This is a genomic window from Streptomyces sp. C36, assembly GCF_040932295.1.
Taxonomy (GTDB): domain Bacteria; phylum Actinomycetota; class Actinomycetes; order Streptomycetales; family Streptomycetaceae; genus Streptomyces; species Streptomyces triculaminicus.
Genome location: NZ_JBFQGI010000006.1, coordinates 19,460 through 45,232 on the forward strand (window position 1 = coordinate 19,460; position 25,773 = coordinate 45,232).

General features: G+C 70.6%; 25 protein-coding genes and 2 pseudogenes. 11 read left to right on the top strand and 16 right to left on the bottom strand.

The genetic code is table 11. The annotated features are described in order from the left end of the window. Window positions 1-177: 177 nt before the first annotated feature. Window positions 178-1,410, bottom strand: a complete 1,233-nt coding sequence (locus AB4K12_RS19145; RefSeq protein WP_368435310.1) for an IS481 family transposase — start codon at window positions 1,408-1,410, stop codon at window positions 178-180. Next, the gene (locus AB4K12_RS19150) at window positions 1,337-1,735 is read right to left on the bottom strand and encodes a VOC family protein (protein ID WP_368435311.1); all 399 of its coding nucleotides are present in this window, start codon (window positions 1,733-1,735) and stop codon (window positions 1,337-1,339) included. Before AB4K12_RS19150 ends, AB4K12_RS19145 begins: the two co-directional genes overlap by 74 nt. Window positions 1,736-1,828: 93 nt before the next feature. Here AB4K12_RS19150 and AB4K12_RS19155 point away from each other — a divergent pair, with 93 nt between their 5' ends. The 3 genes and pseudogenes from AB4K12_RS19155 to AB4K12_RS19165 form a co-directional block, all read left to right on the top strand. Continuing rightward, window positions 1,829-2,821, top strand: coding sequence for a helix-turn-helix transcriptional regulator (locus AB4K12_RS19155; protein ID WP_368435312.1), 993 nt, complete (start codon window positions 1,829-1,831; stop codon window positions 2,819-2,821). A 226-nt stretch (window positions 2,822-3,047) separates the two neighbouring features. Beyond that, complete coding sequence (locus AB4K12_RS19160) at window positions 3,048-4,088, top strand: VWA domain-containing protein (RefSeq protein ID WP_368435313.1); 1,041 nt, start codon at window positions 3,048-3,050, stop codon at window positions 4,086-4,088. 213 nt (window positions 4,089-4,301) lie between these two features. Continuing rightward, a pseudogene (locus AB4K12_RS19165) lies at window positions 4,302-4,461 on the top strand (diiron oxygenase); the annotation flags it as partial. A 67-nt stretch (window positions 4,462-4,528) separates the two neighbouring features. On the opposite strand, the gene AB4K12_RS19170 reads toward AB4K12_RS19165, so the two are convergent. The 4 genes and pseudogenes from AB4K12_RS19170 to AB4K12_RS19185 form a co-directional block, all read right to left on the bottom strand. Then, entirely contained in the window at window positions 4,529-5,338 is an 810-nt protein-coding gene (locus AB4K12_RS19170) for a hypothetical protein (protein ID WP_368435314.1), read from the bottom strand. Window positions 5,339-6,131: 793 nt separating this feature from the next. Next, window positions 6,132-6,509 carry a hypothetical protein gene (locus AB4K12_RS19175; RefSeq protein ID WP_368435315.1) on the bottom strand — a complete coding sequence of 126 codons (378 nt, stop codon included), beginning with the start codon at window positions 6,507-6,509 and terminating at the stop codon, window positions 6,132-6,134. 303 nt (window positions 6,510-6,812) lie between these two features. Next, window positions 6,813-7,061: pseudogene (locus tag AB4K12_RS19180) on the bottom strand (IS5/IS1182 family transposase); the annotation flags it as partial. Between the two features lie 140 nt (window positions 7,062-7,201). After that, complete coding sequence (locus AB4K12_RS19185; RefSeq protein WP_368435316.1) at window positions 7,202-7,627, bottom strand: MarR family winged helix-turn-helix transcriptional regulator; 426 nt, start codon at window positions 7,625-7,627, stop codon at window positions 7,202-7,204. Between the two features lie 198 nt (window positions 7,628-7,825). Between AB4K12_RS19185 and AB4K12_RS19190 the strand changes: the two genes are divergently transcribed. Beyond that, on the top strand, window positions 7,826-8,470 hold the full coding sequence (locus AB4K12_RS19190) for an MBL fold metallo-hydrolase (protein WP_368435317.1): 645 nt from the start codon (window positions 7,826-7,828) through the stop codon (window positions 8,468-8,470). A 163-nt stretch (window positions 8,471-8,633) separates the two neighbouring features. On the opposite strand, the gene AB4K12_RS19195 is transcribed toward AB4K12_RS19190, so the two are convergent. The 4 genes from AB4K12_RS19195 to AB4K12_RS19210 form a co-directional block, all read right to left on the bottom strand. Then, window positions 8,634-9,470 carry a methyltransferase domain-containing protein gene (locus AB4K12_RS19195; RefSeq protein ID WP_368435687.1) on the bottom strand — a complete coding sequence of 279 codons (837 nt, stop codon included), beginning with the start codon at window positions 9,468-9,470 and terminating at the stop codon, window positions 8,634-8,636. 67 nt (window positions 9,471-9,537) lie between these two features. Continuing rightward, the gene (locus AB4K12_RS19200) at window positions 9,538-10,347 is read right to left on the bottom strand and encodes a hypothetical protein (protein ID WP_368435318.1); all 810 of its coding nucleotides are present in this window, start codon (window positions 10,345-10,347) and stop codon (window positions 9,538-9,540) included. Between the two features lie 292 nt (window positions 10,348-10,639). Then, the gene (locus AB4K12_RS19205; RefSeq protein ID WP_368435319.1) at window positions 10,640-11,095 is read right to left on the bottom strand and encodes a hypothetical protein; all 456 of its coding nucleotides are present in this window, start codon (window positions 11,093-11,095) and stop codon (window positions 10,640-10,642) included. 369 nt (window positions 11,096-11,464) lie between these two features. Beyond that, window positions 11,465-11,854: a winged helix-turn-helix transcriptional regulator gene (locus tag AB4K12_RS19210; RefSeq protein WP_368435320.1), complete on the bottom strand. Its 390-nt coding sequence runs from the start codon at window positions 11,852-11,854 to the stop codon at window positions 11,465-11,467. A 122-nt stretch (window positions 11,855-11,976) separates the two neighbouring features. On the opposite strand from AB4K12_RS19210, the gene AB4K12_RS19215 reads away from it, so the two are divergent. Then, window positions 11,977-12,810, top strand: coding sequence for an enoyl-CoA hydratase/isomerase family protein (locus tag AB4K12_RS19215; RefSeq protein ID WP_368435321.1), 834 nt, complete (start codon window positions 11,977-11,979; stop codon window positions 12,808-12,810). A 597-nt stretch (window positions 12,811-13,407) separates the two neighbouring features. Next, a complete protein-coding gene (locus tag AB4K12_RS19220; RefSeq protein WP_368435322.1) occupies window positions 13,408-13,860 on the top strand; it encodes a hypothetical protein in 453 nt (150 codons plus the stop codon). A 479-nt stretch (window positions 13,861-14,339) separates the two neighbouring features. Here the strand turns inward: AB4K12_RS19220 and AB4K12_RS19225 are convergent, their stop codons facing one another. Both AB4K12_RS19225 and AB4K12_RS19230 read right to left on the bottom strand, forming a co-directional pair. Then, window positions 14,340-15,572: an MFS transporter gene (locus tag AB4K12_RS19225; RefSeq protein WP_368435323.1), complete on the bottom strand. Its 1,233-nt coding sequence runs from the start codon at window positions 15,570-15,572 to the stop codon at window positions 14,340-14,342. A gap of 157 nt (window positions 15,573-15,729) precedes the next feature. Next, window positions 15,730-16,311, bottom strand: a complete 582-nt coding sequence (locus tag AB4K12_RS19230) for a TetR/AcrR family transcriptional regulator (protein WP_368435324.1) — start codon at window positions 16,309-16,311, stop codon at window positions 15,730-15,732. A gap of 75 nt (window positions 16,312-16,386) precedes the next feature. On the opposite strand from AB4K12_RS19230, the gene AB4K12_RS19235 reads away from it, so the two are divergent. The 3 genes from AB4K12_RS19235 to AB4K12_RS19245 all read left to right on the top strand — a co-directional run bounded on the left by AB4K12_RS19235 (window position 16,387) and on the right by AB4K12_RS19245 (window position 18,591). Next, a complete protein-coding gene (locus AB4K12_RS19235; protein WP_368435325.1) occupies window positions 16,387-17,403 on the top strand; it encodes an alpha/beta hydrolase in 1,017 nt (338 codons plus the stop codon). A 218-nt stretch (window positions 17,404-17,621) separates the two neighbouring features. Further along, window positions 17,622-18,278: a helix-turn-helix domain-containing protein gene (locus AB4K12_RS19240; protein WP_368435326.1), complete on the top strand. Its 657-nt coding sequence runs from the start codon at window positions 17,622-17,624 to the stop codon at window positions 18,276-18,278. Window positions 18,279-18,342: 64 nt separating this feature from the next. Next, window positions 18,343-18,591 (top strand): hypothetical protein, encoded by a 249-nt coding sequence (locus AB4K12_RS19245; RefSeq protein WP_368435327.1) that lies wholly within the window; start codon window positions 18,343-18,345, stop codon window positions 18,589-18,591. Here AB4K12_RS19245 and AB4K12_RS19250 read toward each other — a convergent pair. The 4 genes from AB4K12_RS19250 to AB4K12_RS19265 all read right to left on the bottom strand — a co-directional run bounded on the left by AB4K12_RS19250 (window position 18,575) and on the right by AB4K12_RS19265 (window position 23,384). Further along, window positions 18,575-19,141, bottom strand: a complete 567-nt coding sequence (locus tag AB4K12_RS19250; RefSeq protein ID WP_368435328.1) for a hypothetical protein — start codon at window positions 19,139-19,141, stop codon at window positions 18,575-18,577. The genes AB4K12_RS19245 and AB4K12_RS19250 overlap by 17 nt on opposite strands. 342 nt (window positions 19,142-19,483) lie before the next feature. Next, a complete protein-coding gene (locus AB4K12_RS19255; RefSeq protein ID WP_368435329.1) occupies window positions 19,484-21,067 on the bottom strand; it encodes a NucA/NucB deoxyribonuclease domain-containing protein in 1,584 nt (527 codons plus the stop codon). A gap of 224 nt (window positions 21,068-21,291) precedes the next feature. Next, the gene (locus AB4K12_RS19260; RefSeq protein WP_368435330.1) at window positions 21,292-21,921 is read right to left on the bottom strand and encodes a DUF6461 domain-containing protein; all 630 of its coding nucleotides are present in this window, start codon (window positions 21,919-21,921) and stop codon (window positions 21,292-21,294) included. An 89-nt stretch (window positions 21,922-22,010) separates the two neighbouring features. After that, window positions 22,011-23,384 (bottom strand): PLP-dependent aminotransferase family protein, encoded by a 1,374-nt coding sequence (locus AB4K12_RS19265; protein ID WP_368435331.1) that lies wholly within the window; start codon window positions 23,382-23,384, stop codon window positions 22,011-22,013. Window positions 23,385-23,438: 54 nt separating this feature from the next. Between AB4K12_RS19265 and AB4K12_RS19270 the strand changes: the two genes are divergently transcribed. Beyond that, the gene (locus AB4K12_RS19270) at window positions 23,439-24,938 is read left to right on the top strand and encodes a DUF885 family protein (RefSeq protein WP_368435332.1); all 1,500 of its coding nucleotides are present in this window, start codon (window positions 23,439-23,441) and stop codon (window positions 24,936-24,938) included. Between the two features lies 1 nt (window position 24,939). After that, window positions 24,940-25,509: a LysE family translocator gene (locus tag AB4K12_RS19275; protein ID WP_368435333.1), complete on the top strand. Its 570-nt coding sequence runs from the start codon at window positions 24,940-24,942 to the stop codon at window positions 25,507-25,509. The last annotated feature ends 264 nt before the right edge of the window (window positions 25,510-25,773 follow it).

Consider the following 25,773-nt stretch of genomic DNA (forward strand, 5'->3'; position numbering starts at 1 on the left):
CCACATAGTCCCGGCTGTTACCGGTCTTGCATGCACTGCCGTTGAGGGTGATCGACGCGCCGCCGAAGTTCCAGTGCTTGCAGAGAATGGCGAGCTCGGTGTTCACGTTGCCTCTCGCAGCGGAGGACTTACGAAGTCTGTCGACCAGTTTCCGGTCGCTCGCGGCGTCCTTACCGGTCACGGACGCATCGGTAACCCGCCCCTGTGTGGAGGCGGCGGCGGCCGCGCGGAGCGTGCCGAAGCACTGGGTCGCTTGCGTGTCGATGTTGACCAGGCAGGTCCTGGCCCCGGACCCGGACTCCGCCTGGGCCTGTGCGGCCGCTCATGGTTGTAGTAGTTCATGAACTCCGCGCGTGCGACGCGGCGTTCACGCTCGGCTGTGTAGTCGCGGACGTACGCCCACTCGCGGGAGAGCGTCCCGTTACACCTCTCCGCCTTCCCGTTCGTGCGCGGCGTGTATGGCCTGGTCCGCTTGTGCTTCGTACCGGTCGCGGCGAGCGCGTCAGCCCAGGTCGTAGACCGGTAGCACGCGCCGTTGCCGGTGAGGCAGCGGCGGATCGGTGTGATGCCGTGGGCGGCGAAGAAGGCAACGGCCCGGTGCCAGAAGGCGACCGCGGTGACGGCCTTCTCATCGTCCAGGGGCTTGGTGCAGGCGAGCCGGGAGTGGTCGTCGAGCGCCGAATGCAGGTACGTGTATCCGACCTTGCCGGTGCCGGGACCGGTGCGTTCGCAGGCGCGGGCGGACTCGGTGCCGACGCCGTGCATCCGCCAGCCACCGCCGGTCGGGATACGTCCGAGCTTCTTGATGTCGACGTGGGCCAGGTCGCCGGCCCGGTCGTGCTCGTAGCGGATGACCTCGCGCAGCTGCTCGCCGGTCGGTGGATCGAGATCCCGGAGCCGGTTGAGTCCTCGCCTCACCAGGATGCGGTGAACGGTCGTCGGCGCGAGTGTGACGCCGTGCAGCCGCTGCAGGTCGGCGGCGAGCCGGGCCGACTCGTGCTTGGTCTGCCGCCGCAGCGCCTCCACCAGGTCGGCGATGCCCTCGGGGGTGCGGGCGGGGCTGGTGGCGGGGCGGGAGGAGTGGTCGAGCAGTCCCTTCTCGCCGCGCGCGCGCCAGCGGGCGTACCACTTGGCAAGGCGGCGGGAGATCCCGGCTCCCGCAGCGACGTGTGCGATCGGAGGTCCGGCGTCGATCCGCGGACACAAGCGCAGACGTCCTTCGAGGGTCAGCGGTGCGTTGCGATGTCCCCTGCTGGTGGCGCTCCTGGACTCGGCGGCCGCGTTCACCGGGAGCCCTGGGATCTCAGGGCTCCCGCGTGAGCGGCTGTGCGTGGCGTCAGCGTGCGAACTTTTCGATGGCCGCTGGGGTGACGGGGGTGAAGAAGTTGACGAGGTTGCCGTCGGGGTCACGGAACAGCAGCGACCGGTTGCCCCAGGGCATCGTGGTGGGCTCGGTGACGAAGCCGGTGACGAAGCCGGTCAGGTTCTGGTGAACGCGGTCCACGTCGTCGACGAGGAACTCGGTTATCACGCTGTGGTTTTCCGCCGGGCGGGCGGAGCCCGGGGCGAACAGCGGGACGGTGCGGGTGCCGGCGATCGCGAGGGTGGCGCCCGCGGTCTTGAGTTCGGCGAAGTCCTCGGTGGCCCACGTCGCCCGCGCCCCTGTGGCTCGCTCGTAGAACTCGACGAGGCGCGCTACGTCGCTGGTGATGATGCGGATCGAGACGAAGTCCATGGGGATCTCCTTGGCTGTGCTGGAGGCGTGCACGTCGCAGGCTAGGAGAAATAGCGGACAGAATCGGTCCTGTATTCGCGTTAGGCTGCGAACATGCCTCGACCCACCGGCCGCGTGCTGACACTCCTGGAGCTGCTGCAGTCGGGCGGCACCCGGACCGTGGCCGAACTCGCCGACCGGCTCGGCGTCGAAGGGCGCACCGTGCGGCGGTATGTGGGCCAGCTGATCGACCTGGACGTGCCCGTGGAATCGGTGCGCGGCCGCTACGGCGGGTACCGGCTCGCCCCCGGGTACCGCTTGCCTCCGCTCATGCTCAGCGACGACGAGGCGCTGGCCGTGCTGCTCGGCCTGGTCGCCGGCCGCCGGGCAGGGTTGACGACGGCGGAGCGCACGGCGAGCGAGACGGCGTCGGCGAAAATCCGGCGGGTGCTGCCCAAGCGCGTCGCCCGTCGGCTCGAGACACTCCTGGAAGCTCTCGCGTTCACGGATCAGCCCGATGATTTCGACACCCCGGATGCCGGGGTCCTGCTCACGATCGCCGATGCGGTGCGCCACCGCCGGCCGGTCTCGATCCGCTACACCGGCCGCGACGGACGGCGCAGCGAACGCACACTGCACGCGTACGGGATCGTCGCCCATGCGGGCCGGTGGTACGTCACGGGCAAGGACGCCCGGATCGGCGAGGACCGAACCTTCCGGCTCGATCGCATCGCGGACGCGCGGGCCCTGCCCGGTTCGTTCGAAGCGCCGGCGGGTCCCGGTCCGGCACAGCGCGTGTTGTCAGGCTTCGCCACGGCCGAGTACCGGCATGAGGTGGCCTTGCGGATCCACGGGACGGTCGAGCAGATCCGCGCCCACCTTCCCGCCAGCGTCGCGAGCCTGGAGGAGCACGAGCCTGTCGCAGGCGGGGACCGGTCGGCGGCCGAGCGCTGGCTGCGCGTCGAGCTGCGGGTGGAGCGGCTCGACTGGTTGCCTGCGGTACTCGCCTCACTCGACCGGCCGTTCGTCATCGAGCGCCCCGCTGAACTGCGCGACCTCGTCACCGGGCTTGCCGATCGCCTCGCGTCCTACGCCCGCCAAGCCTGACAGCAACGAACCAATGTCATGAGATGGCACAACGGCCACGGTCACCGAGCGGTCCGCCGGGTGACCGTGGACCGCCCTCAAGGATCAATGCGCCAGCGCGCGGTGTGATGGCCACCGCCCCGTCGCGGCACCCCCGGCGGTATGCGTCCCGTCTGGCGCCCAAGGCCGATTGTCAGTGGTGGGTGGGAAGATCTGAGCATCGAGTCGGAAAAAAGGGGGAGCGGCCATGTCCGGAAACCAGAACTACATCAACCACGTTGCTCTTGTACTGGATGCCAGTTCGTCCATGTCACGCCTGAGCCGCAAAGTCGTCGAAGTCGCCGACCAGCAGATCGCCTATCTGACCCGCCGGTCGAAGGAACTCGATCAGGAAACCCGCGTCACTGTGTATGTCTTCGCGGACAAGGTGGAGTGCGTCATTTACGACAAGGACGTGCTGCGGATGCCGTCCTTGAAGCAGCTGTACCGGGTCGGCGGAATGACAGCTCTGCTGGCGGCCACGCTGAAGTCGCAGCAGGAGCTGGCACAGACCGCGCAACTGTACGGCGACCACAGCTTCCTGACATTCGTACTGACCGACGGCCAGGAGAACGCAAGCCACCGCTGCCCGGACGCCCCCGCCAGGGATCCGCGTGAACTGGTGCAGGCCGTGGCCAGGATGACCGAGACGCAGGAAGACAACTGGACGCTGGCCGTCCTTGTACCGGACCAGATGGGCAAGCGCGAGGCCATGCAGTGCGGCTTCCCGAAAGACAACATCGCCATCTGGGACGCCACCAGCACACAAGGCCTGGAAGAGGCCGGGCAGGTCATCCAACAGGCCACCGAGAAATTCATGGTCGGCCGCTCCCAGGGCATCCGCGGATCCCGGGCGGTATTCTCCACGGGTGCACAGGCGGTCAATGAGGACACCATCAAGGCAGCCGGTCTCACTCCCGTGAATCCGTCGCAGTACCAGCTGATCCCGGTAGACCGCGAAACGGCCATCCGGGCCTGGGTCACCGAAAGCGGGCACACCTACCGCACCGGCTGCGCGTACTACCAGCTGAGCAAGTCAGAGAAAATCCAGGCGCGCAAGCACATCGCGGTACTGGAGAAGAAGACGGACCGGGTATACACGGGACCCGAAGCCCGGACCCTGCTCGGCCTGCCGGACACGGAAATCCGCGTCAAGCCGGACCACAACAACGACTACACCATCTTCGTGCAGAGCACCAGCGTCAACCGGAAGCTGGTACCGAACACGCGGCTACTGATTATGAACTGACGCCTTGGAAGCCCCACCGGTCCGACCGGCGGGGCTTCCCTCGCATACAGCAAACTGTTTGGGCAGGCCTCGTATCCTGAGGCGACGCACACCATGCAGGCACGGCAGCCCGGCAGCACGGCAGCACGGCAGCACGGCAGCACGACCGTGCGGTGTGCCGGGTCCCCGCGCTCCCAAGCATGGCCCGGACCGGCAGCAACCCGGACGAAGTCCTCCAACACCGCCCTCGACCCGCCGCAAGGCCGCCGCCCAGGTCCGCGCCAGCGGCCACCGGCGCGAGGTGATGCGGGCCGGCGCCGAACGGCTGACCGGCTTCCTCGACGACACCGGCCTCATGAGGGGCACCGGACGACGGCTGTGGAAGAGCTCCGGCGCCTGCCGACCTGAGCCGGGCCCTCCGGTCTCTCTCCCCCCTCCCCCGCCCGTTACCCTGCGAGGTCCTACTGCACCCCCGGGTGAAGCTCGACGCGGATGCTGTCGTCGTCCTCGATGACATAGGTCGGGTCAGTACGGTGACGCCAGCCCAGCGGCAACAGGTAGTACCGCTTGTCCCGTTCGACCAGCAGACGCAGCCCGGTATAGCGATAACGGTAATGCCGTTCCCTGCCGAGGTCCTCTATCCCAGGACGAGGACTGCCGGAGAAAGCCAGCGGATCAGTGCTGAGTACCACGACGGAAGTCCGCTCCACCAGCCGCTCCTCGACCTGCCGCGCCTCCTGTTCACCCTGCCGGCCGGAGGACAGCGCAACCGCCCACAGCACGAACAAACCCGCCAACGCTACGGTCAGAGCCCGCCGCCCGCCCCCCTCTCCGCCCGGCCGCCCGCTCACCGGTCCACCTCCGGCCCGTCGCGCGGCGCGGGTCTGACCCAGCAGGAGCCCGGACGCGACCAGCAGCGGCGCCGTCCATCTCAGCGGCGCTATGAAAGGCCACAGCACCATCAGCAACACACCAGCCACCACGAACCAGGGGTACCGGGCGGCCACGGAATGACCCAGACGGCGGGCCCGGAACACCCACCCGTCCGGCAGGCCCAGAGAACCCAGGAACGCGGGCAGCTCCGGCACCAGCATCACCAACGCCAAACCCATCAGCACCGGCATCGTGATCAGCCGGAGGCTGTCGAGCGCGAGTTCCGAGAAACTCAGCCCCAAAGACGCGTAGGACACATGGAAATACGCGTAATAGGAGCTGCTGCCCACCGCACCGGCATAGAACATCAAAGCGGCACAGAACGAACCCGCCGCCACGACAGCGTTGAGAATCTCGACCCTTCCGCCGGATCGAGAGCCGGGATCCGGCGACCGGGACGGCGCTCCCGCCGGTGCCACCGGTGCCACCGGTGGCAGCGACCGTCCGGCCGGAGAGGGAGGAGGGGCCGCAGGCGGGGCCGGGCGGCCGCGAAGAAACCGCGCCAGGCCCAGACGCCCCACCAACGAGCGGCCACGCCCCGGCACCGGAGGAACCGTCATGGCCCGTCACGTTCCAGCGGGCACGGGACGCGTGGCCCCAGGCCGGGGAACCGGCCCGGACGGGGCACCCGGGGTAGGAGTGGGACGCAGGCCGGGATTCCACCCGCCCGGCCTCTTCGTGGACGGTGGAGGAGACACCGCAGGAATGCCCTCGTCCGGACCCCTACGAGAAGGACTTCCCGGCCCCCCGGGCAAGGACAGACCTCCACCAGCGGCCGGGCGCGAAGTCGCAGGCTGTGTGGCAGCCCCTCGAGAAGGAGCGACCGTCAGCCCAGGACCCCACCCCGGATACCGTGACGCGCGCGTGACGGGTGGGGAAACCGGCGGGACGCCCTCACCCGAACCGTCGCCGGTCTCCCGCGGCCCGGACGCGGGATCACGGTCCTCGCCTCCGCAGCCACCCACCACGACCATCGCCACAAGCACCATGGCAGCCATACCGTGCGCGGTCTTCCGCCTCATCCCCACGGCACCTCCCCCGACACCCCGCCCGTCATATCAACCGACCACAGCAGACCAGGCGAAGTTCACGTACTCCACCCACATCGCGCCCGGCACACCCACCAGCCCCTCACCCCAGAGCCTCGGCGCAGTCGTGTGGCGTGCGTTCTGTGATCACGTGCGTCCGCCGAGTAGGGCGAGCGGGCGGCGTGGGTCGCGGGCGTTGCGGCGGAGGGATACGACGACGTCTGATCCGGATGGCCTGGCGGGCACCGGGGAACGGCACGTCCTTGACGGTGGCGACCTTGATACGGCGGACCTCGGATCGTCCATGGCTGGTCTGCCTGGTGCGGCCCAGCAGCGGGATGACCTTCCAGGACAGGGATGTCAGCTGTCGGCGCAGGTGCTTCTGGCTGCCCTTGACGATCACGATGCAGTGGGCCGCGTGGCCCAGCAGGCAGGCGGCGGCGTGCTCGCGCCGGATGCGCATCGCATCAGCAGTGATCACCGCCCCAGCCAGTCGGCGGCGGTATCCAGCAGGGGCCGGAAGCAGGCGATCTCGCCGGTCTCCTCACCGACATCCACCTGAGCCAGGACCAGGCCCGCAGCCCCTCCTCCACAGCGGCGAACAGGTGCACCTTGCAGCCAGTTGCCATGGCGGCACCGCGCAGGATCCTGCCAACCACCGACACTCCACGCAGACCAGCGGCACCAGCCACCTTCAGACAGCGATCAGCCAGCCAGCGACCAACCGCTCGATCCAGCGCGCCACCATCGACGCGGGCCAGCAGCCGGCACACCATCGATACCACGTGACGTAATCGCGGTTCCCGCCGGTCAGCGAGACAGCGAGCGGGATGCCCTGGCCATCGACGATCAGGTGGTGCTTGCTGCCCGGACGTGCACGCTCGACCGGACTGGGGCCGCTCTGAGGCCCCGCCGAGCGGCCCGAGGCGTGGGAGGAGCCGATCACCGCCCTCGACCAGTCCAGCTCCTTCGCGACCCGCAGCTTCTTCAGCAGCACCAGATGCAGCTGGTCCCACACGCCAGCGTCGTTCCACGCGGCCCAGCGACCGACGATCTTCGCCGAAGTCATCCTTGCGCGACCAGCATGGGCATCCCGAACATCACGCACACCAGACTCGTGACCTGCAACTTCACAATGCGCAGCGCTCGATGACCCAAACGACAGTCCCTGGGCTACTTGCCATTCAAGTGCGTGGTCAGGCGTGACAGCAGAGGCAGCGCCGTCTCAAGCGTCTTTCGTTCATCGGAACTGAGGACATCGCTGATCGCGGCGCCGAGCCAGTTCGCACGCCTTCTGCGCTCCTCGGCCAGACGGCCACTTCCCGTCGGCGTGAGGTGGAGCAACAGCTTGCGCCCGTCGCTGGGGTGTGCCTCGGCATGCACAAGGCCCTGAGCCAGGAGTTCTTTGACCGCCTTGGCAGCCGACTGGTGACTGACTCCCCGCTGTTGTGCGATATCGGCGGTGGTCAGCGGGCCGCCGCGGTCCAGGTAGCCCAGGACGGCGGCCTCGCCGGGCGGCATCTTGTCGGCAGTGCGCACAGTGCGTACGAGCCGCCCGACGGTCAGGCGAAGTTCTTCAGCCAGCTGATTCTCGTCCATGGTGCCAGCCTACCCACATCCATCAACCAAACTGTACACCTTGGCTCCATTGTCTGCCTTGGTACTCCAGGAGCACCCACAGGCCCTCGCCGTAGCGGGGGGGGGTTACGTCACAGTCGACGCCCACGGCAACGATGCCTACAACCGCACTGTACAGTCTGGTTGTAGATATTCGGTCGGCTCGGAAAAGGACCCGCTGTGAAGCTCACCAAGCACGCCCATGCCTGCGTCACGCTCGAGAAGGACGACACCCGCCTGGTCATCGACCCCGGCACCTTCACCCCGGACGCGGCAGAGGCCGTCACCCACGCTCACGCCGTCCTGATCACCCACGAACACTTTGACCACTTCGACGAAAAGCTCGTCGCCGCCGCTCTCGAAGCCCAGCCCGGGCTGCAGGTCTACGGCACAGCCACGGTCGCAGCCACCCTCGGCAGCCACGACGGCCGCGTCCACGCCGTCGCCGCGGGCGACACCTTCAGCATCGGTTCCATCACCGCCACCGTCCACGGCCACCGCCACGCGCTGATCCACGCCGACATCCCGTGCCCCGACAACGTCGGCTACCTCCTCGACGACGGAGCCGTCTACCACCCCGGCGACGCCTACTTCGCGCCCGACGCTCCCGTACGCACCCTCCTGCTGCCGACCAGCGGCCCATGGACAAAGCTCGGCGAAGCCGCCGACTACGTCCGCACCGTCAAGCCCGAGCGCATCATCCAGATCCACGAACTCATGCTCAGCGACCTCGGCCAGCACTCCACCGCCAATCTCCTCGGCGAGAAGGGCCTGACCGGCACCCCGATCGACCGCCTCGAGCCCGGCACCACCGTCCAGCTGTAAGAACTCGCTCCCCACGGATACGGAGCCAGCGGAAGCCATGGAACCAGAGAGTGGACAAAGCCAGCCCCAGCCCCGGTGACGCACAGCGCGCACCTGCGCGAGCTACCTGGCCTCCCCCGACGAACAGCGCTATGGGCAGGTCGGACAACGCCTGGATCCGCACCTAACCGAGTGCCCGAGGATGCTCGGCCGGACGGCGCCCCCAGGCCGAGATCAGCGGCGCGAGTGCCAGGTCGAGTTCGCCCGCGTGGATGGCGGCCAGGTGTGCGTCGATCTCGGCGTCGTCGGACAGACCGGCCGCGAGCAGCTCGCCGCGCACGTGCCGGATGGTCGCCGCCTCCAGCCGGTCGCAGGCCAGCCCGCCGACCGGGAAAAAGCCCCCCGCGGCGACATCCACCAAACCGGCCTCACGCAATGCCCGCGGCAGTGTCCGGCCGTAGCGCAGGTCCGCACCACGGCGCGCCAGCAGCTCCCGGACCGCGTCGCGCAGCCGGTTGGCCCGCCGCTGCGCAGGGCCGCTGTCGTCCAGGCATGCCAGTGGCTGCAGAGCGGTATCGGCGTCCTCGACCAGCAGCCAGCCGCCGGGCCGCAGCGCTGCCGCCATCGTGGCCAACGCCCGAGCCCGATCCGGCACATGAACCAGCACCAGCCGGGCATGCACCAGATCGAACGTCCCCGGCTCCGGGGGCGGATCAGCAGCGACGTCGTGCCGGCGCACCTCGTACCCGTCGCCCGCCTTCAACCACGACGGATCGATGTCCGTGGCCAGCACATACCCGCTCGGACCGACAGCCGCCGCGAGAGCCTGCGGAATCCCGGGGCCACCGGCCCCCACTTCCCAGCAACGCGAGCCGGCCCCGACCCCCAGCCGGCCGAAGTGCCCGCGCGTCACACCATCGAACAACTCGGCCAGCCAGACGAACCGCTCGCCCGCCTCGGCGCGCGCGTTGTCCAGCAAGTACCCGCGGGCGAGAGCGGACTCTCCACCGAGCACGGCCATCCCGCCTACCGGATCCGGACGGCCACCGACATACGGCGAGCGAGGCAAAGAGGTCATGACCACATGGTCAACCCTCCCAGACCACCAACACCACAACAACAGAAGAGGGATGCCTCACACAACCAGTCCGCACCTCTGCCTGTGCTTGGCCAGCTGTTCTTCGAGTACGTCCAGTTCCGCGCGCCGCGCGGTGATCCGTTCCAGCAGCTCGGGATCCGAGCATGCACCGGATCGTAGAGGACCGCTGATCCACAGCGGACAAGAACCGGACGGTCAGCCCCCCCGCTTGTCCTGTCGGCTGCTCGCTCAGGAACTTCTTCGCGGCCTCGATCGCTTCCCTGTTGAGTTCCTTGAGGGAGACTCCCCAGCTCTCTTCCCAGCCGTCCAGGTTGTGTGCGCAGTGGACAAGCGGTTCCAGCTCTTCGGGAAAGCCGAGGTCCTCGGCGATATCTGCCCAGATGAGGTAGGTGCCGGTGGCAGGATCCAGAGATCCGTCGGCGACCTGACCGGCGACCCAGTAAGCCATCGCCCACTTTGCGGCCCGAGGATCAGCTGGCGAGTGGAAGAGCAGTCCCAACTCCTCCAATACCTGGTCGAAGAGTGCGGAAGCTTCGGGCTCTTCGCTCCTGAGCAGGCCAGCCAGCATGGCCAGAGAAGGGCTTTCCACCCCGACAATCAGCGCGTCCAGCCCTGCCTGGATGAGCCGGTCCGACCCGACGTGCCTGCCGAATGCCCTCTCGCGCGCGATATGACTGAGCTGCTTAAGGGCGTCATCGCGGGTCATCAGAGTCTTCTCGTTCGGTGTCTGGGAGAAGAAGGCTCGCACACCCGCCGACGCTGCTGCATCGTGTTTCTCTTTGAACGACTGCGCTGGCAAACGATCTACCCCACTGACTGCCGCCCCCGACCAGCGTAAGCACCCCGACCACCAGTCACACCAGCCCTTTGACCTGCGACTTCAAGTTGGCAGAGGCTCAGTGTGGTGACGGCCTCTGGCTCTGCCCGGGTTGGTGCGGCGAGTACGCGCGCTGATCGCGGCCCGGGGGGCGGTATGGGCGCGGCGTGGCGCCTCTGCTCACGTTCCCGTGCGCTCTGGGACCGCTCGCCGGCCTCCTGCTGGAGCGCAGCGAGGCGGGCGAGGTTCTCCGGTGAGCGCACAGGTTGCCGGGTCAGTCGTACGGCCTCTCCTGACGGCCCTGACTGCCGACGGCTCCGCAGGAGCGGTGGTGCGTTCGCGATGCGCCTGGACGCGCGCCCAGGATGCGGCTGGCGGTCTTGGCTCGCTCATACGCGCTCGCCGCGCGCACCTGACGGTCGAGGGCGCTCACCCACCGGGGACGGGGGCGGTGCCATCGGGCGGTGTAGGTGATCAGGTCCGGTGGTGGCGGCCGGCGGCCGGGCCGGGGCCGGGTGAGTGTCCGGGGCGTGCCGCCGCAGCGCGACATCGGCGATCCAGTCGTCCAGGCCGGGTGGTGGCGCTGCCCGCGCAGGGTCTCGCCGAGGTGGCGGCGGGCTTCGGCGAGCAGGTGCCGGCGGGCGAAGCTGCCACGCATCACGTAGACCACGGCGATGATGTCGACGGCCGCCAGTGCAATATCGACGAACGGGCTCACGGCGCCCGGCATCGCGGCGGCACCTGCCCGCGGCAGCATCCAACTTGCGGACCGCCGAGGCGCGCCAGCCTGCCCGCAGTTCGGGCAGGGGCCGCACAGTCTTCTCGGCGGGGCGCGGCTCCATCGACGTCGAGCGACAGCGCTTATGCACCGATTCCGACGGCGGTTGATGATCAGCCCCACTCGGATTGTTGACCTGAGTGATGGCACTGGCGGTTGCTCCCCGGCACCTACGCCACCACGGAACCGACAGTACGGCCGACGGGAAGCGTCAGCCGCCGCGTGAGAGCCGGCATCGGAACCGCGGGTTTGGGGGCTGGTGCGCCGAAGCGGTGCCGGGGCGAGTCAGCTCAGGATGATGGGGTTCTCGGGCACGCCTTCTCAGCTCTGAACGCGTCGGTCGTAGTCCATTTGGTGCGCCCGGATTTCGTCCGCGTTGTCGACCGTCCAGTCGTACAACCGGCCGAACGGCTCCCGCAGGGATTCGCCGAGCGGGGTGAGGGAGTACTCGACCCCGACCGGCGAGGTTGGCAGCACGCGGCGCACGACCATCCCGTTGCGTTCCAGGCGGCGCAGGGTCTGGGTCAGGACCCGCTGGGTCACGCCCTCAAGACGGCGCTTGATCTCGTTGAACCGAGTGGGCTTGTCGAGGACTGCCATCACCATCATCGACCACTTGTCGGCGATCTGGTCGAGGATCGGGCGGCTGGGGCAGTCGGACCGGTAGACGGTGTTGGTGCCGGCGTCGGCGTCGGTTTCAGAAATGGCCATGTCGGTATCCTCCGCGATCCTTGCGATGCCGAAAGTGCGTTATTGACGCGGGTCGCCCACCATCACACTCTAAGTATGCATCAGGAACCTAGATGCATACCTGGTACCGATCGGAGACCTCCATGACCCACCACGCCTACGCGACCCTGCGGGTGAGCCTCGAGGACGGCATCGCCCGCGTCACCCTCGACAACCCACCGGTCAACGTCCTGAACGTCGCCCTGATGGCCGACCTCCGGCACCTGCTGACCGCGCTGAGGGACGACGACTCGGTTCGGGTGATCGTGTTCGACAGCGCTGACCCGGAGTTCTTCATCGCCCACGTCGACATGACGCTCGTCGACACGCCCGACGCCTTCGAGAAGTTCGCGGCCGACCTTCCGGACGGCGTCAACGTCTTCCAGGCCCTGGGAGAGCTGCTCCGGCACCAGCCCCAGGTGACCATCGTCAAGCTTGCCGGGATGGCGCGCGGAGGAGGGGCGGAGTTCGTCACGGCCGCGGACATGGCGTTCGCGGCGATCGGCCGCGCCGGCATAGGCCAGATCGAAGCTCTCATGGGCATCGTCCCCGGTGGAGGGGGCACGCAGTACCTCGCCGGCCGGGTCGGCCGCAATCGTGCCCTGGAGGTGGTGCTGGGCGCCGACCTCTACGACGCCGAGACCGCGGAGCGCTACGGCTGGGTCAACCGGGCAGTCCCTGCCGGCGAGCTCGACGACATCGTCGACCGCCTCGCCCACAACATCGCCGCCCTGCCCGAGGGTGTGATCGCGGCGGCCAAGCGCGCCATCGTCCCCGATGACCTGGCCGAAGGTCTCCTGCGGGAGCACGACGCCTGGGCGGGCCAGGTCGTTCGCCCCGCGGCCGAGCGGTTGATCCGCGGCGGACTGGCCCACGGTGCCCAGACCCGCGACGGCGAGCGCGATCTGGAGGGACTGCTCCGGGAGCTGGCCGGATGATAGGACCCAGATGGTAGGACCCGGACCATGGCCCACCTCCTCACCAGTGTCCTGTCGACCACGACCTCGATCCGGTCCGCGTCCGAGTGCCGGCCTTCGCCGAACAACAGCTCCGCCTGGCGCTCCGTCACCACGCCGCCGACCGCCAGGCCGAGCGCGGTCAGTCCCCGGCCCATCCACACCCCGGCCGGTACACCCGCCCCCGCCTGCGCGGCCGCAAGAGACTGACCCGCCCGAACCAACGACCGCTGGCTGCGCGAGCTCTGGCGGATGCACGGCACCGGCACCCTGCGTACCGCCGTGCACGAGGAGATCCCCTTCGGCGAAGTCGTTCTTGTCCCCTGAGAGGGCATCTGATCCAGGCGGGCGACGGATCGAAGCGATCGCCGTAGCCGCTACGTCGGTCGGGTCACGGCACGTCGTGTGATCTCTCGGCGCCTGTACCCCAGCGACGCGTCCAAAACCCGCTGCACCCTGATCGAGCCGGTCTGCGCCGCTCGCCACAATCCGGGATCGGCCGCGGCAGGGCTTGTCCGGGACGCCTTCGGACAACATTCTGACCAGGCCGGACGCCCCGTAGGCTGTCCGGGACGACCCATGTTCATGACACCCCTTTCCGCTGTCGCCATCCTTAAGACCGTCGACAGCGAAGACCCGAAAGGGGAAGAGACCATGCGTGGGTTGTTCAAAGGGTTCGCAGTGACCACGGCTACGGTCGCGGCCGCGGCCGCACTGGTCACGCCGGCATCAGCGGGCGAGAGCCGACAACCAGTCACCAGCGCCACCGCCGTCACCACCGAGGTGGAACCCACCTCGATCCGCGGCATCCCACCGCACTGCACGCCCGCCTCCGACCGCAACGCCTTCTGGGTGACCTGCAACACCCAAAGGACCTACCACGCCAAAGCCTGGTGCGATCACGCCGATGGTCGCAAGCAGACTCTCAGAGGAGCTGACGTGAGCAACGGCGGCTACTCCGCCGTCCACTGCAACACCCTGGGCCGTGGATGGCACTACCGCGACGGCAGCGGGATCGTCCTCGGCGCATAACAGCCCCACCACAGCCCCACCGCCCTTCCAGCACGCACGCCCGCTGGAAGGGCACCGGCATGACGAAGTGGCGCGTCCCGGCACGACGGTCACTACGGTTCGGGCTCCAGCCCGCACCGGGATCCGCCGAGTCCGGCGGAGCGGAGATCGCCGCCCTCGGGCTCGGCCGAAGCCGGACTGCGATGGGTCTTCAGCGCCCGGAGGTCCGCGAACGCGGACGACCTGCCTCCCGGAACGCGTCGTGCGTGTCTCGCAATGGGCATCGAGAAGTACAGCGCCCGCGACAACGAGGACATGATCCGGCTGCAGCGTGCCCTGCAGCTGGACTTCGTCGAGGTTGGTGAGCGTCGTCGGCTGCCGTTGGGCCCGGCGGCGAGCGGGCCCGCGCCGGCCTTCAGGGCTTGTGGCGGCTACGGCTCGACGCGCAGCGCACCGCGCAGCCGCCACGGCTACCGGGTGGCGGTCCGTTCTGCTGTTGGTCAGCGTCGCGGGCTGGGTGCAGCCACTGGCTTGTCCGGCCTGCGCTCCCTTGATGCGCGTCGTCGCGGTGCCCGGGCCGGCTCCGGTGTCACACGAAGATGCAGTGCGGCGAGCAGTAGGCAGAACACGGCCATTGCCGACCACAGTGCGGTCGTCCCCGCGTGGGAGAGCAGCTGGGTGCCGAGAACGGGTGCGAGCGTCGCGGCAATCCCCCAGCTGGTACCGAAGACGGCCAGGTAGCGGCCGCTTGCGCCGGGTGGCGCGAGGTCGGTGACGAGCGCGTACACGCGGCCCATGACCAGCAGATCGCCGAGGCTCCACACGGCAGCCGAGCCGAGCAGCGCGGGCAGGGTGCGGGCGAGGGCGTAGCCGGTCAGCCCCGCGGCCAGGAGGAGATGGGCGAGGGCGAGTGCGACGGGCGTGGTGAGCCGGGTCACCCAGGGCAGGCGGATCAGTGGCTGGGCGAGCACGGTGGTGGCCGCGGCGGCGGTGAACAACAGCCCGGCGTCGGCGGCGGGCAGGCCCTGCCGCGCGAGTGCGAGCGGCAGGGTGATCACGGTCTGTTGGTTGATCAGGGCGTAGGCGGTGCCGGTGGCCAGGACGCTCAGCAGGGCTCGGTCGCGCAGCGGTCGTACGGCGGTGTCGTCCTGGACCGCTTCGGGCGGTGCCGGGCGATCGCGGGGAAGGGCCAGCCGGATCAGCAGCGCGCAGGCCAGGCAGGTGGCGGCGTCGGTGACGAAGAGCCAGCGCAGGTCCCAGCGGCCGAGGAGAGCGGCGAGCAGCCCGGCGCCCATGCCACCTGCCGCGAGCGCGGCGCTGAACAGGCTGAACGCGCGCACCCGGTGCTGCTCCGGCACGGACTCGCCGATGATCGCCTGGCTCGGGGGCTCGTAGAGCTCGAAGGCCAGTCCGAGCAGCACCGCCCCGGCGACCGCCCAGGTGACCGACGCGGAGGCCGCGATCGCCAGCTGTGCGGCGGCGCATCCGCAGAGCCCGAGCACGATGGTCGTGCGCCGACCGATTCGGTCGGCCAGGTGTCCCCCGGCCAGCCGTGAGGGGATCGTCGCGAGCCCGAAAGCGGCGCTGACCAGCCCGGCGGTGGCCAGGCTCGCGCCGTGGCCTGTGCTGATCAGCGCGGTGAGAAAGGGCAGTGAGAAGGCCCCGAGTCGGTTGACGACCCGGGCGAGTAACAGCAGGCGGACGGTGCGGGGCAGTGGTTCGGAGCGCGGCACGGCGCCTCCTGTTTCTCGTGAATCGTCAATGTCAGTGATCAGCGGGGGGGGGCGTGCACCGATGTCCGTCTCGTCCTCGCGTAACCTGCGAGCCCTGCCCGACGCCGTCTGCCCCGGCCGCAGCATCGGTCTGCGCTGCCGGGTCGGCGATCCATCGTCAGGTCGGACCGACGCCGCGGGCGAAGTGCGGCAGCACCATCGCGACCAGGGCGTCGACATCGGCATCGACCATCGGTTCGCCGGTCATGCCCATCCGGTGGAGCAGGGTGCCGACGACGGTATCGATGAAGAACAGGACCCTGTTCTCCGGCTCGTCGAGCGCGTCCTGGAGGGCGAGGCGGTAGGGGTCCTGCAACCGTGCGGAGAGGATCTCGCGCAGGGCCGGGTCGCTGACGGCGTCGCTGAACACGCCCGCGAACGCGTCGCCCACCCCGGGCTCGCCGATCGTCGCCGCGATCCAGCGGATGGTCGAGGACATGAGCTCGGCCCGGTCGGCGCCCTCCTTCAGCGGAACCGGGCCGAACGCGTCGAGGAGGCAGTCCACGATCAGCGCGCCCTTCGACGGCCAGCGGCGGTAGATCGTCGTCTTCGCGATGCCGGCCGCGGTGGCGATGCGTTCGACCGTGGCCCGCGCGTAGCCGAGTTCCTGGACGGTGCTCAGCGTGGTGGTGAAGACCTCGGCGTCGATGCCAGTGCGCGGGCGTCCGGGCGGTCGGGCGGAAGGAGGCGTTCGAGTCATTCCCTCACCATAGCTAGTTTCGCTACCTTAGGTATCGATACCTAAGGTAGCGAAACCATTCGGGAAGGAGAAGGCATGAGCGGGGACAGCGGTGCGCGGCAGCCGTCGGCGAGCAGCAGCGGGTTGCGGCAGCAGGCATTGGGGGGCGAGCCGGACTGGGCGGCGATGACCGCCGAGGAACTGGCCGCCTACCGCGGGGCGGAGAACCGCAGGCGGGCGTCGCCTGCGATGCGGGCGATCACCGGGATGCCGGACCCCGGTGCCGCGATCGACTGGCAGTCGCTGGCGCTGCCCGGCCGCCGCCTGCCGGTCCGGGTCCACCGGCCGGTGCGCGAACGCGGCGCCGGCTCCGCCGACCGGGCAGCGGCCCTGCCCCTCGTACTGCACGTCCACGGCGGCGGGTTCGTGGGCACGGCGGTGCAGAGCGACTGGATCAACAGCCATCTCGCCGCCCAGTTGTCGGCCCTTGTCGTCTCGGTCGAGCACCGCCTCCTCGCCCCGGACACTCCGCTGTCGGCCGCCGCCGACGATGGCTGGGACGCGCTCGACCACCTGGTGCGGCACGCCGACGACTGGGGCATCGACCCGGCGCGCATCGCTGTGTTCGGCGAGAGCTGCGGCGCACTGATCACCGCCCTGGCCGCCATCCGCGCCAGGGAGGCCGACCTGCAACTGCGGGCGCAGGTGCTGGTCAACCCCCTCGTTGACGTGACCGGGACGATGTTCGACCACCCCTCGGTCACCGAGCACGCCCACAGCCCGACCCTGACCGTTCCCCAACTGCGGCTGCTGCACCGGCTCGCCGTCCCCTCGGGAACCGATCCCCGTGCGCTGTCTCCACTGCACGCCGGCAATCTCACCGGGCTCGCCCCGGCGCTGGTGGTGGTGCCGAGCCATGACCCGCTGGCCGACCACGGCCGCCACTACGCCGAGCGTCTGCGCGCGGCCGGGACGCCCGCGCGGCTGACCGAGTTCCCCGAGACCACGCACGCCTTCGTCAGCATGCCGGCCGTAGTGCCTCAGGCCGAGGCGGCACGGTCGGAGATCACCGAGTTCCTCCGCGACGCCCTCGGCCGCCCCGGCGGCCGCTGACCAAGCGAGTCCGACGGACGGGCCGCGGCGTCCGCCGGCGACCCGCGCCCCGAACCGAGCGGTCAAAGTCACCTGTCAAACGGTCCAGGCATCACGTGCAGGCACTCGGCTACGGCCAAGCGATGCGGGCGTGCCCACATCCTGTCGGACGGGTCGGGGAGAGGATACGGCAGGCTGCGGCCTGTCGTGATCCACTTCTCCCGATCGGCCCTCGCCCCATGCCCGTTGCCCCGGCCCGTCCGATAGCCCCAACCGCCACCGAGCGCGAGCGGCTGAAGACGACGGCCTACGGCAAGACCGAGTACGGGCTGCGTGTCCGGGCGCAGGTCGTGCTGCACGCGGCGCGCGGGCGCTCCAATGCGCGCGTCGCCCGCGAGACGGGGCCGCATCTGGACACGGTGCGCAAGTGGCGGGGGCGGTTCGCCGAGCTGGGTCTTGCGGGCCTGACGGATCGAAAGCGCACCGGCCGCCCGGCGTCCTTCACCGCACTGCAGGCCGCCCGGGTCAAGGCGTTGACCTGCCGACTGCCCGCCGAGACCAGGGTGCCGCTGTCGCGCTGGTCGTGCCCGGAGCTGGCCCGCGAAGCCATGGAACAGGGCATCGCCACGCCCGTGTCGGCCTCCACCGTGCGTCGATGGCTGGGCGAGGACGCGCTCAAGCCCTGGCGGCACCGTTCCTGGATCTTCATCACCGACCCGGGTTTCCAACCCATGGCCGAGCATGTTCCGGACCTGTACGCCCGCGCCTGGGGCGGCGTCCCGCTTGGGGAGGATGAGTACGTCGTCAGCGCCGATGAGAAGACCTCCATCCAGGCCCGCTGCCGCTGCCACCCCACCCTCGCCCCGGGCCAAGCGGGTGTTTTGGATCGTCGATAGCGGCTCCTCACACCGAGGCAAGAAGGCCGCCGATCGGCTGACCATCGCCTTCCCGAACGCCGTCATGGTCCACACCCCTATCCACGCCTCCTGGTTGAGCCAGGTGGAGATCTACTTCTCCGTCGTCCAGCGCAAGGTCGTCTCGCCCAACGACTTCACCGACCTCGTCCAGGCCGGGGACCGGCTTCGAGCCTTCGAAGACCGCTACAACGCCGCAGCACAGCCGTTCCCGTGGAAGTTCACCACCTCCGACCTGGACGATCTCCTGGCCAGGCTCGGACTTCCGGAGCCGACCCCTAAGCCGTCGGCATAGCCGACTCTCGGGTCGCGTAGATGTCCCGGAGCCGGGCGGCCAGGGCTTCGTACGCCGCGTTGGCCCTTGCGCCCAGGGTGCCGGAGTCGATCGACTGGTCGAGCAGGACGCCCGCCGCGGCCATCGTCAGAGCCTTCTCCGCGGCGTCGGCCAGCGCCCGGACGTCATCCGCCAGGATGAAGCCGATCTGGGACCGCAAGGTGTCGAGAGCGGCGTCCGACGCGGCGGAAGCGTCCAGCATCGGCTGCCGGTAGGTCTCGGGCGGCGCGGCCGGGTCCTCCCGCAGGCGCGACCGGTAGTGCCGCCTGGCCGAACCGAAGGCGTGGAGGGACGTCATGGCGTTCCGCAGCAGGGTGTTCACCTCGACGAGCTGGGCCAGCTCGAACGTCTCACGGCGTTCCGTGATCACCTTGTACTGCTCGGCCAGCCTGGCCCGCGCCTCCCGCCTGGTCTGGGAGCGGTTGTTGATGAAGCCCATCGTCACAACCGTGGTCTGGCCGATCAGGATCGACGCGACAGTCGTAAACCATCCCCAGCCCCCCGAAACCATGCCAGCAGTCTAGATATCCGGGCCGGGAGCGGAGAAGCGCCGACCGCGTCCCTCCGGGGCATCGGAAGTCCGGCCCAGCGCCCGTCGCGGCCCGTCGCGCGCCTCGACCGCGCCACTGTCTCCGCCTGTCCGGTGGCCTCCGGCATACCCGGGGCGCCGGCGATCCCCCGCCTTGCGGGCACAGGGCGACGCGCCGGCGGTGTGGTCGGGTTCGCGCCGGCCGGCATCGTGACTGCTTTGGGGCCCGGCGGCCCGCTGCCGGACAGTGCCCGGCCCGCCTCCGTCGGACGGACGGGGGCGGGCCGGGCCGACCGGATCGGCCAGGTCTGCCGGGGGCGGAGGTCAGCGGGTGGAGTAGCGGATGTTGACCCAGTAGGCGTCGTTGGACCGCTGGGGGTCGGCGAGGCCGGCGTCCCAGCGCAGGATCCGCTCGTGCAGGACGTACAGCTTCAGGCGGCTGCCCGCGCTGGCGTTGTCGGAGCGGTCGACAGCGCGTACGGAGAAGTCCCAGTCCTTGCTCGCGGCGCCTTCCAGCGTGGTGCGGAAGGGATACTCGTCGCACTGCTGGCCGCTCTTGGGCTGCTTTTCCGCGGGCAGGCCCATGCCCTTGTAGTCACCGCGGTCCTTGCAGGCCGCGTTCTTGTGGGCGTTGTTGGTCTTCCACTCGGGGTCGGCCTCGGTGATGCGGTGCAGCGGGGCGTTGAAGTACGCGCCGGGAATGCGCTTGGCGCGGGGGTTCGGGGTGCCGGCCGGGGCTGTCCGAGGGTAGGTGGTGTCGGGGGTGTACTGGGCGTCGGCGATGTGCTTGCCGACCTGTTCGGTGGGCGAACCGGGAGTGGCGTAGTAGTTCAGGATCGGCAGGGAGCCGGGGAAGACGCAGGCGTTCTTCTGGGCCGGGGAGAAGTACTGGCCGGAGTCACAGCGCATCAGGGGTGCGGAGCTGCGGCCGGGGAGCATGGTCTCGTAGCCCTCTCCCTTGGCGCTGAATCCGAGGTACCAGCGCTTGAAGGAGATCTTGTCGCGGCCCTGGGCGGTGCCGGCCGAGCCCGAGCTGTCGGCGATGTCGAAGGCGAACCAGGTCCGGTTGCTGTTCCACGAGCCGAAGGGGAGGCTCGGGGAGCCGCTGAGGCCGCTGCATTCGCGTACGGGGGCGTCGCACTCGCCCGTCATCGTCATCTTGATGATCTTCGGGGTCTGGAGGAGGTCGTCGTACCAGGGCCAGTCGTAGTCCGCCGAACCCGGCTTCATACGGCCGAAGACGCGGATGTGGCGGTTCTTGTTGTCGCCCTGGGCGAAGAGCTCGTAGACGAAGCGGGTGGTGGCGTGGTACTTGGGCGGTTTGTTGGGGCTGATCTCGAAGAAGCGGATGGTCATCTTGCGGCTCTGGCAGTACGTGTAGCGGTTGACGTAGTTGCCGTAGTCGCTGTCGGCTTTGCCGTCGAAACACTCCTTGAGGAGCTCCGCGTTGGGGGTGTCCTTGATCTCGGCGGGTGGGCGGGAGGACGGTGGGACGTCATCCGCGGCGCGGGCCTCGTACCGCATCTTGAGCTGGGCGCGGGCCGCGGCCGCCGCTTCGGTGAAGGACTCCGCGGGGACGGTCTCGCCGAGTGTCCGGAGGGGCTGTGTGCCAAGGGTGCCCTTGGGGCGCTGTCCGTTGCGGACGCGCTCGAGGTCCTCGGAGGATATGCCGACGTCCATGGTCACGGGCCGCTCGGCCGCGCCCTCCGGCGCGTTCGTGGGCATGGGCTTGGGGCCGCCGCTGTTGTCCAGGGTGTTGCGATACGCGGTGGCGGGAGCGTCGGCGGCAGACGCGGGGGCCGTGAGGAGGGTCGGCGCGATGAGGGCCGCCGTGGCGGCGAGGACGGCGAGAGAGCCGCGGACGGTGAGTCTGGCGTGATGGACGGTGCCTCTGCGAAAGGGTTGCACGGTGCACTCCTGTCTCGCTGAACGTCACTGACGTGAAGTGCGCTCCTCACCGGTCCGGGTGAGCGGGCCGGACAGCCTCGGGTGCGATTTTTGAGGTGCGCATGACATCTCTCGACGCGCAAGGGGGCTTCCGAATTCGAGCACCCCCCCGTGCGGGTCGATTCGAGCACGCTAGTGGAAGACGAAGCCGAAGGTGTCGGGGGCGAGCGGTCCGCCGTTGTCAATCAGTCGTTTTCGGCCAGCCCGGCCGGGGGCGCCGTGTCCGTGAGCGGCTCTCCCCCGATCCAGGGGGCCGCGCCGTCGAACATGTCGGCGGTAAGGCGACGGCCCCAGACGAGTTCGGCACCGTGGACGGCGAGCCGCCCACCCGGCAGGTCATCCAGCTCCGGGGGCAGCGAGCCGTCCTCGTCGAGGAAGAACCCGGCCTTCTCCAGCCGGTCCCGGAACCGCTCGGCCCCGGGGCCCTCCAGCTCCGCGAGCGAAGGTACGAAGCGCAGGACCACCTCGCCGTCCTCGGCGTAGACCACGACGTCGACCGAGGGGTCGACGACGACGGTCAACGCCCGCCCGCCCCCCTCGGTGAGCGCTTCCAGCACGTCGTCGCGTTCGCCGGTCCAGCCCGTCGTGCCGGAGGTCTCCACCACCAGCGTCCAGCCGTCCGGGAGGGAACGGGAGGCCAGCAGCGGAGGCGGATCGACGTCCGTGCCCTCCCCGTTCGGCGCGGCCACCTCGGTCTGCCGCTCAGCGGGCACACCCATGGCGTCCAGCGACTCGGCGAGCGGACGGTGCGCCAGGGTCACGCACCAACCCTCCCCATAGCGTTCGACCAGATTCAGCGGGCCCGGGTCGTTCACCAGGGACCTCCTTGGTGTCGGCTGTCCGCAGGCAGGCCGGTCGGGATCGTACCGGCCATCGGCGGTACCGGCCCCGCCGGGCCGAGGACTTACCGGCTGTCCCAGGCCCGGCCGAGCCGCTCGGCCAGCTCGGTGAGCGTCGCCGCCGGGAGGGTGAACGGCACCCGGATGTGCGTCGCGTCCGGCACGACCTCCACTCCGTGCCGCAGCGCGACCTGGGCGTAGACCCGGGCGTCCATGTCGGGCAGTTCGATCCACAGCGCCGAGCCGCCGTCCGGTCGGCGCCACCGCCAGTCGGGTAGCCGGGCGCGTAGGGCCGCCTCCAGGTGGGCCAGTCGGCGGAGCGGCTCGGTGTCCGGCGGCCTGGTCCGGCTCAACAGCCGGGCGGTGAGCGCCTGGTCCAGCACGGGGCTGCCCAGGTCGGCGAGGGTCTTCAGGCGCGCGATCCGCTCGGCGATCGGCGCGGGGGCCCGGAGCCAGCCGACCCGTAGGCCCGACCAGATCGTCTTGGTGACCGAGCCGACGCTGAGGACGGTGGCGCCGCGCGGCGCGTACGCGGCCAACGGCGGGGGCGGCGGCGTGCCCAGCGTGGTGCAGTAGGCGTTGTCTTCCAGCACCGGCACGCCGTGCTGCGCGGCGAGTTCACCGATCCGGTGGCGGCGGGCGGCCGACATCAGGGTGCCGGTCGGATTGTGGAAGGTCGGCATCAGGTACGCCAGCGCCGGCCCGGCCGCGAACGCCGGCGCGAGGTCGGCGACGGCGGCCCCCTCGACGTCCAGCCCGACCGGGGCGAGCCGGGCGCCCGCCGCGTGGAAGGCGTCGAGGCAGCCGGGCCAGCCCGGGGACTCGACGACGACCGTGGCGCGGCGGCGGACGAAGCAGGTGATCGCGAGGCTGATCGCCTGGGTGGCCCCGGTGGTGACGACGATCTGGTCGGCGGTGGTGGGCAGGCCGTCGGCCGTGTACTGGTCGGCGATGGTCTCGCGGAGCACCGGCAGGCCGCGCGGGTGGTGGCCGGCATCGGCGAGCAGGGCGGGCAGGTCCTCGGCCGCGAGGGCGGCGAGCTCGGCGGCCAGGTCGGTGGGCGGCTCACCGGTGGTGCGGGCCAGGGAGATCAGTGGGCCGGGCCCGGCGGCGAGCCTGCGGACCACCGCCGTGCCGGACTCGGCCCCGGAGAGGCCACGCTTGCCCGGGCCGCCGCGCACGCGGCTGCCGCTGCCCCGGCGGGTGTCCAGCGTGCCGGCGTCCCGAAGCAGGTCGTAGGCCGCGACGACGGTGGCCCGGCTCAGCCCGAACGCCCGGGCCAGCTCCCGCTCGGACGGCATCCGTTCACCGGTCCCGAGGTCGCCGGCCTCCACGGCGACGGTGAGGGCGGCGGCGAGACGCCGGTACAGCGGCCCCGGCGCGGTCGCCCAGTCGCCCAGGATCTCGGCCAGCTCGGCCGCGGTCCAGTTCCGGTCCACATCTCCCCCCATTGGCCCGGGTGACGGGCCGCCGCGCCGACAAGACTCGACTCCATGATCACATCGCAGGACGCCCGGCTGCGGGCGGTAACCGATCTCATGGTGCCGGCGACCCGCACCGACGCGGGGCGGCACGAGTACGACGGGCTGCTCCAGGACCTCTCCCCCGACGGGGTACGCCGCGGCCTGGCCGCGCTCGGCGGCTCCCCGGTCGCCGACCCGCACGACGAACGGCAGCTCTCCGCCTTCGAGCACGCGCTGTGGGTCCGCTACGGCGAGCTGGAGCTGCACCGGTTCGACCCGACCCCGCACCTGGAGAACCTCGACGTCACCTGCTACGACCGCGAGTACGCCCCGGCCGCCGAGCGGGCCGCCGCCCGCCGGACGCACCTCGCGGGCTGGCCGGACGCCGTGGACGCGGCGATCGCCGCCCTCGACCGGGTGCCGGCGCCGCTGGCCGAGACGGCCCTCGACACGGCCCGGGGCCTGGCCCACCTGGTTGCCGACGAGCCGCCCGCCCGGGCCGCCCTCGACCGGCTCACCACGCACCTGCGGCACGCGGCCCGCACCGGCGATCCGGACCCGGCGCTCGGCGCGTCGGCACTGGCCCGGCTGGCCGGGGCGACCGAGGCGGTCGAGGTGGACCTGACCGCGCTGGCCGCCCGGCTCGACGCCGAACGGGACGCGTGGCGGGACCGGTTGATCGAGGCGTGCGGCCGGATCGACCCAGCCGTGCCGGCGGAGGTGACCATGGCCGGGATCCTCGCCGACCACCCGTCGCCGTCGGGGGTGCTGGAGCTGGCCGCCGAGCTGGTCGCCGAGGTCGAGGCGTGGACGGCGGAGCGGGGGCTGGTGCCGTACCTGGACGGCGAGTGCCGGGTCGGGGTCACCCCGCCGACCGACGCGCACCAGGTGGCGACGCTGACCATGGCCGCGCCGTACGAGCCGGACGGGCCGAGCTGGTTCCGGATCACCCCGCCGGCCCCGGGCTGGCCGGCGGACCGGAGCGCGCAGTGGCTGTCGCTGTACAACCGGTCGGGGCTGGCCAACATCGCCCTGCACGAGGCGGCCCCGGGCCATCACGCGCACGGCCGGGCGCTGCGCCGCGCCGCCGGGGACGTCCGGCGCACCCTGCACTCCGCCGCCTTCGTCGAGGGCTGGGCGCACTACTGCGAGCAGCTCGCCGTCGAGGAGGGCTTCCGGGACGGCGATCCGCGGTTCGTGGCGAGCGTCGCCCGGGACGCGCTGCTGCGGATCACGCGGCTGGCCTGCACCATCGGCTTCCAGGCCAGGACGATGTCGGTGGCGGAGGCGCGCCACCGGTTCACCGTGGACGCCCTGCTCGCCGGGCCGGCCGCCGACGCCGCCGTGCACCGGGTGTTCCGGGAGCCGCTGACCATGTCGTACACGTGGGGCAAGCTGGCCATCCTCGACCTGCGGGACCGGGCCCGGGCCGAATGGGGCTCCGGGTTCACCCTCGGCCGGTTCCACGCGGCGCTGCTCGGCCTCGGCGCGCCGCCGCTGGGCCTGCTCGACCGGGCGCTGGGGGACTGAGATGTGGGCGTTCGTGCTGGCCTCGGCGGTGCTGATCGCGGTGCCGGGCCCCAACATGGTGTACATCGTGACCCGCGCCGCCGCGCACGGCCGCCGGGCCGGGCTGCTGTCCGCGCTCGGCGTGGAGGCCGGCACCTTGGCCCATGTCGGCCTCGCGGTGGCCGGTGTGGCGGCGCTGCTGGCCGCCTCGCCGGTCGCGTCCGGCGCGATCCGGTGGGCCGGGGTGGGCTATCTGCTCTGGCTGGGGCTGCGTGCCCTGCGGCCCCGGCCGGCAGCCGCAGCGCCGAGCGTCCCGATCGTCCCGGAGTCGGCGGGTCGTATGTTCCGGGACGGCGTACTGGTCAACCTGCTCAACCCGAAGGTCGGGTTGTTCTTCCTGGCGTTCCTGCCGCAGTTCGCGACGACGCAGGCCGGGCTGCTCGTTCATGGCGCGGTGTTCTTCGCGCTGGCGCTGGCCGTCGATCTCGGCTACGCGCTGGCCGGGGCGGCGGTGGGCGACCGGCTGCGGGTCGGCGGGCGGTGGCCGGGGGTGATCCACCTGGCGCTCGCGGGCTACGCGGCACTCGCGTGACGCCCCATCGACCGACCCGCAGCGCCGTGCTGATCGGAGGCGACTCAGCCCCATCAGGCTCGCTGGTCCCGGATCGAACGAGGCCAGTCCACGCTCGACGAACACCATGTGCCGCTCGCCGCGAGCCTCCTCGATGGCCCAGGCGGCGTCCAGCTGGTCGTGGGCGGCGAGCACCCGCCGCGCGTACGGCGGCAGCCGCTCCCTTCGGCGGTGAGCGTGACCTGCCGCGTCGCGCGGCCGACAGTTCGCCGCCCAGGCGCGCTT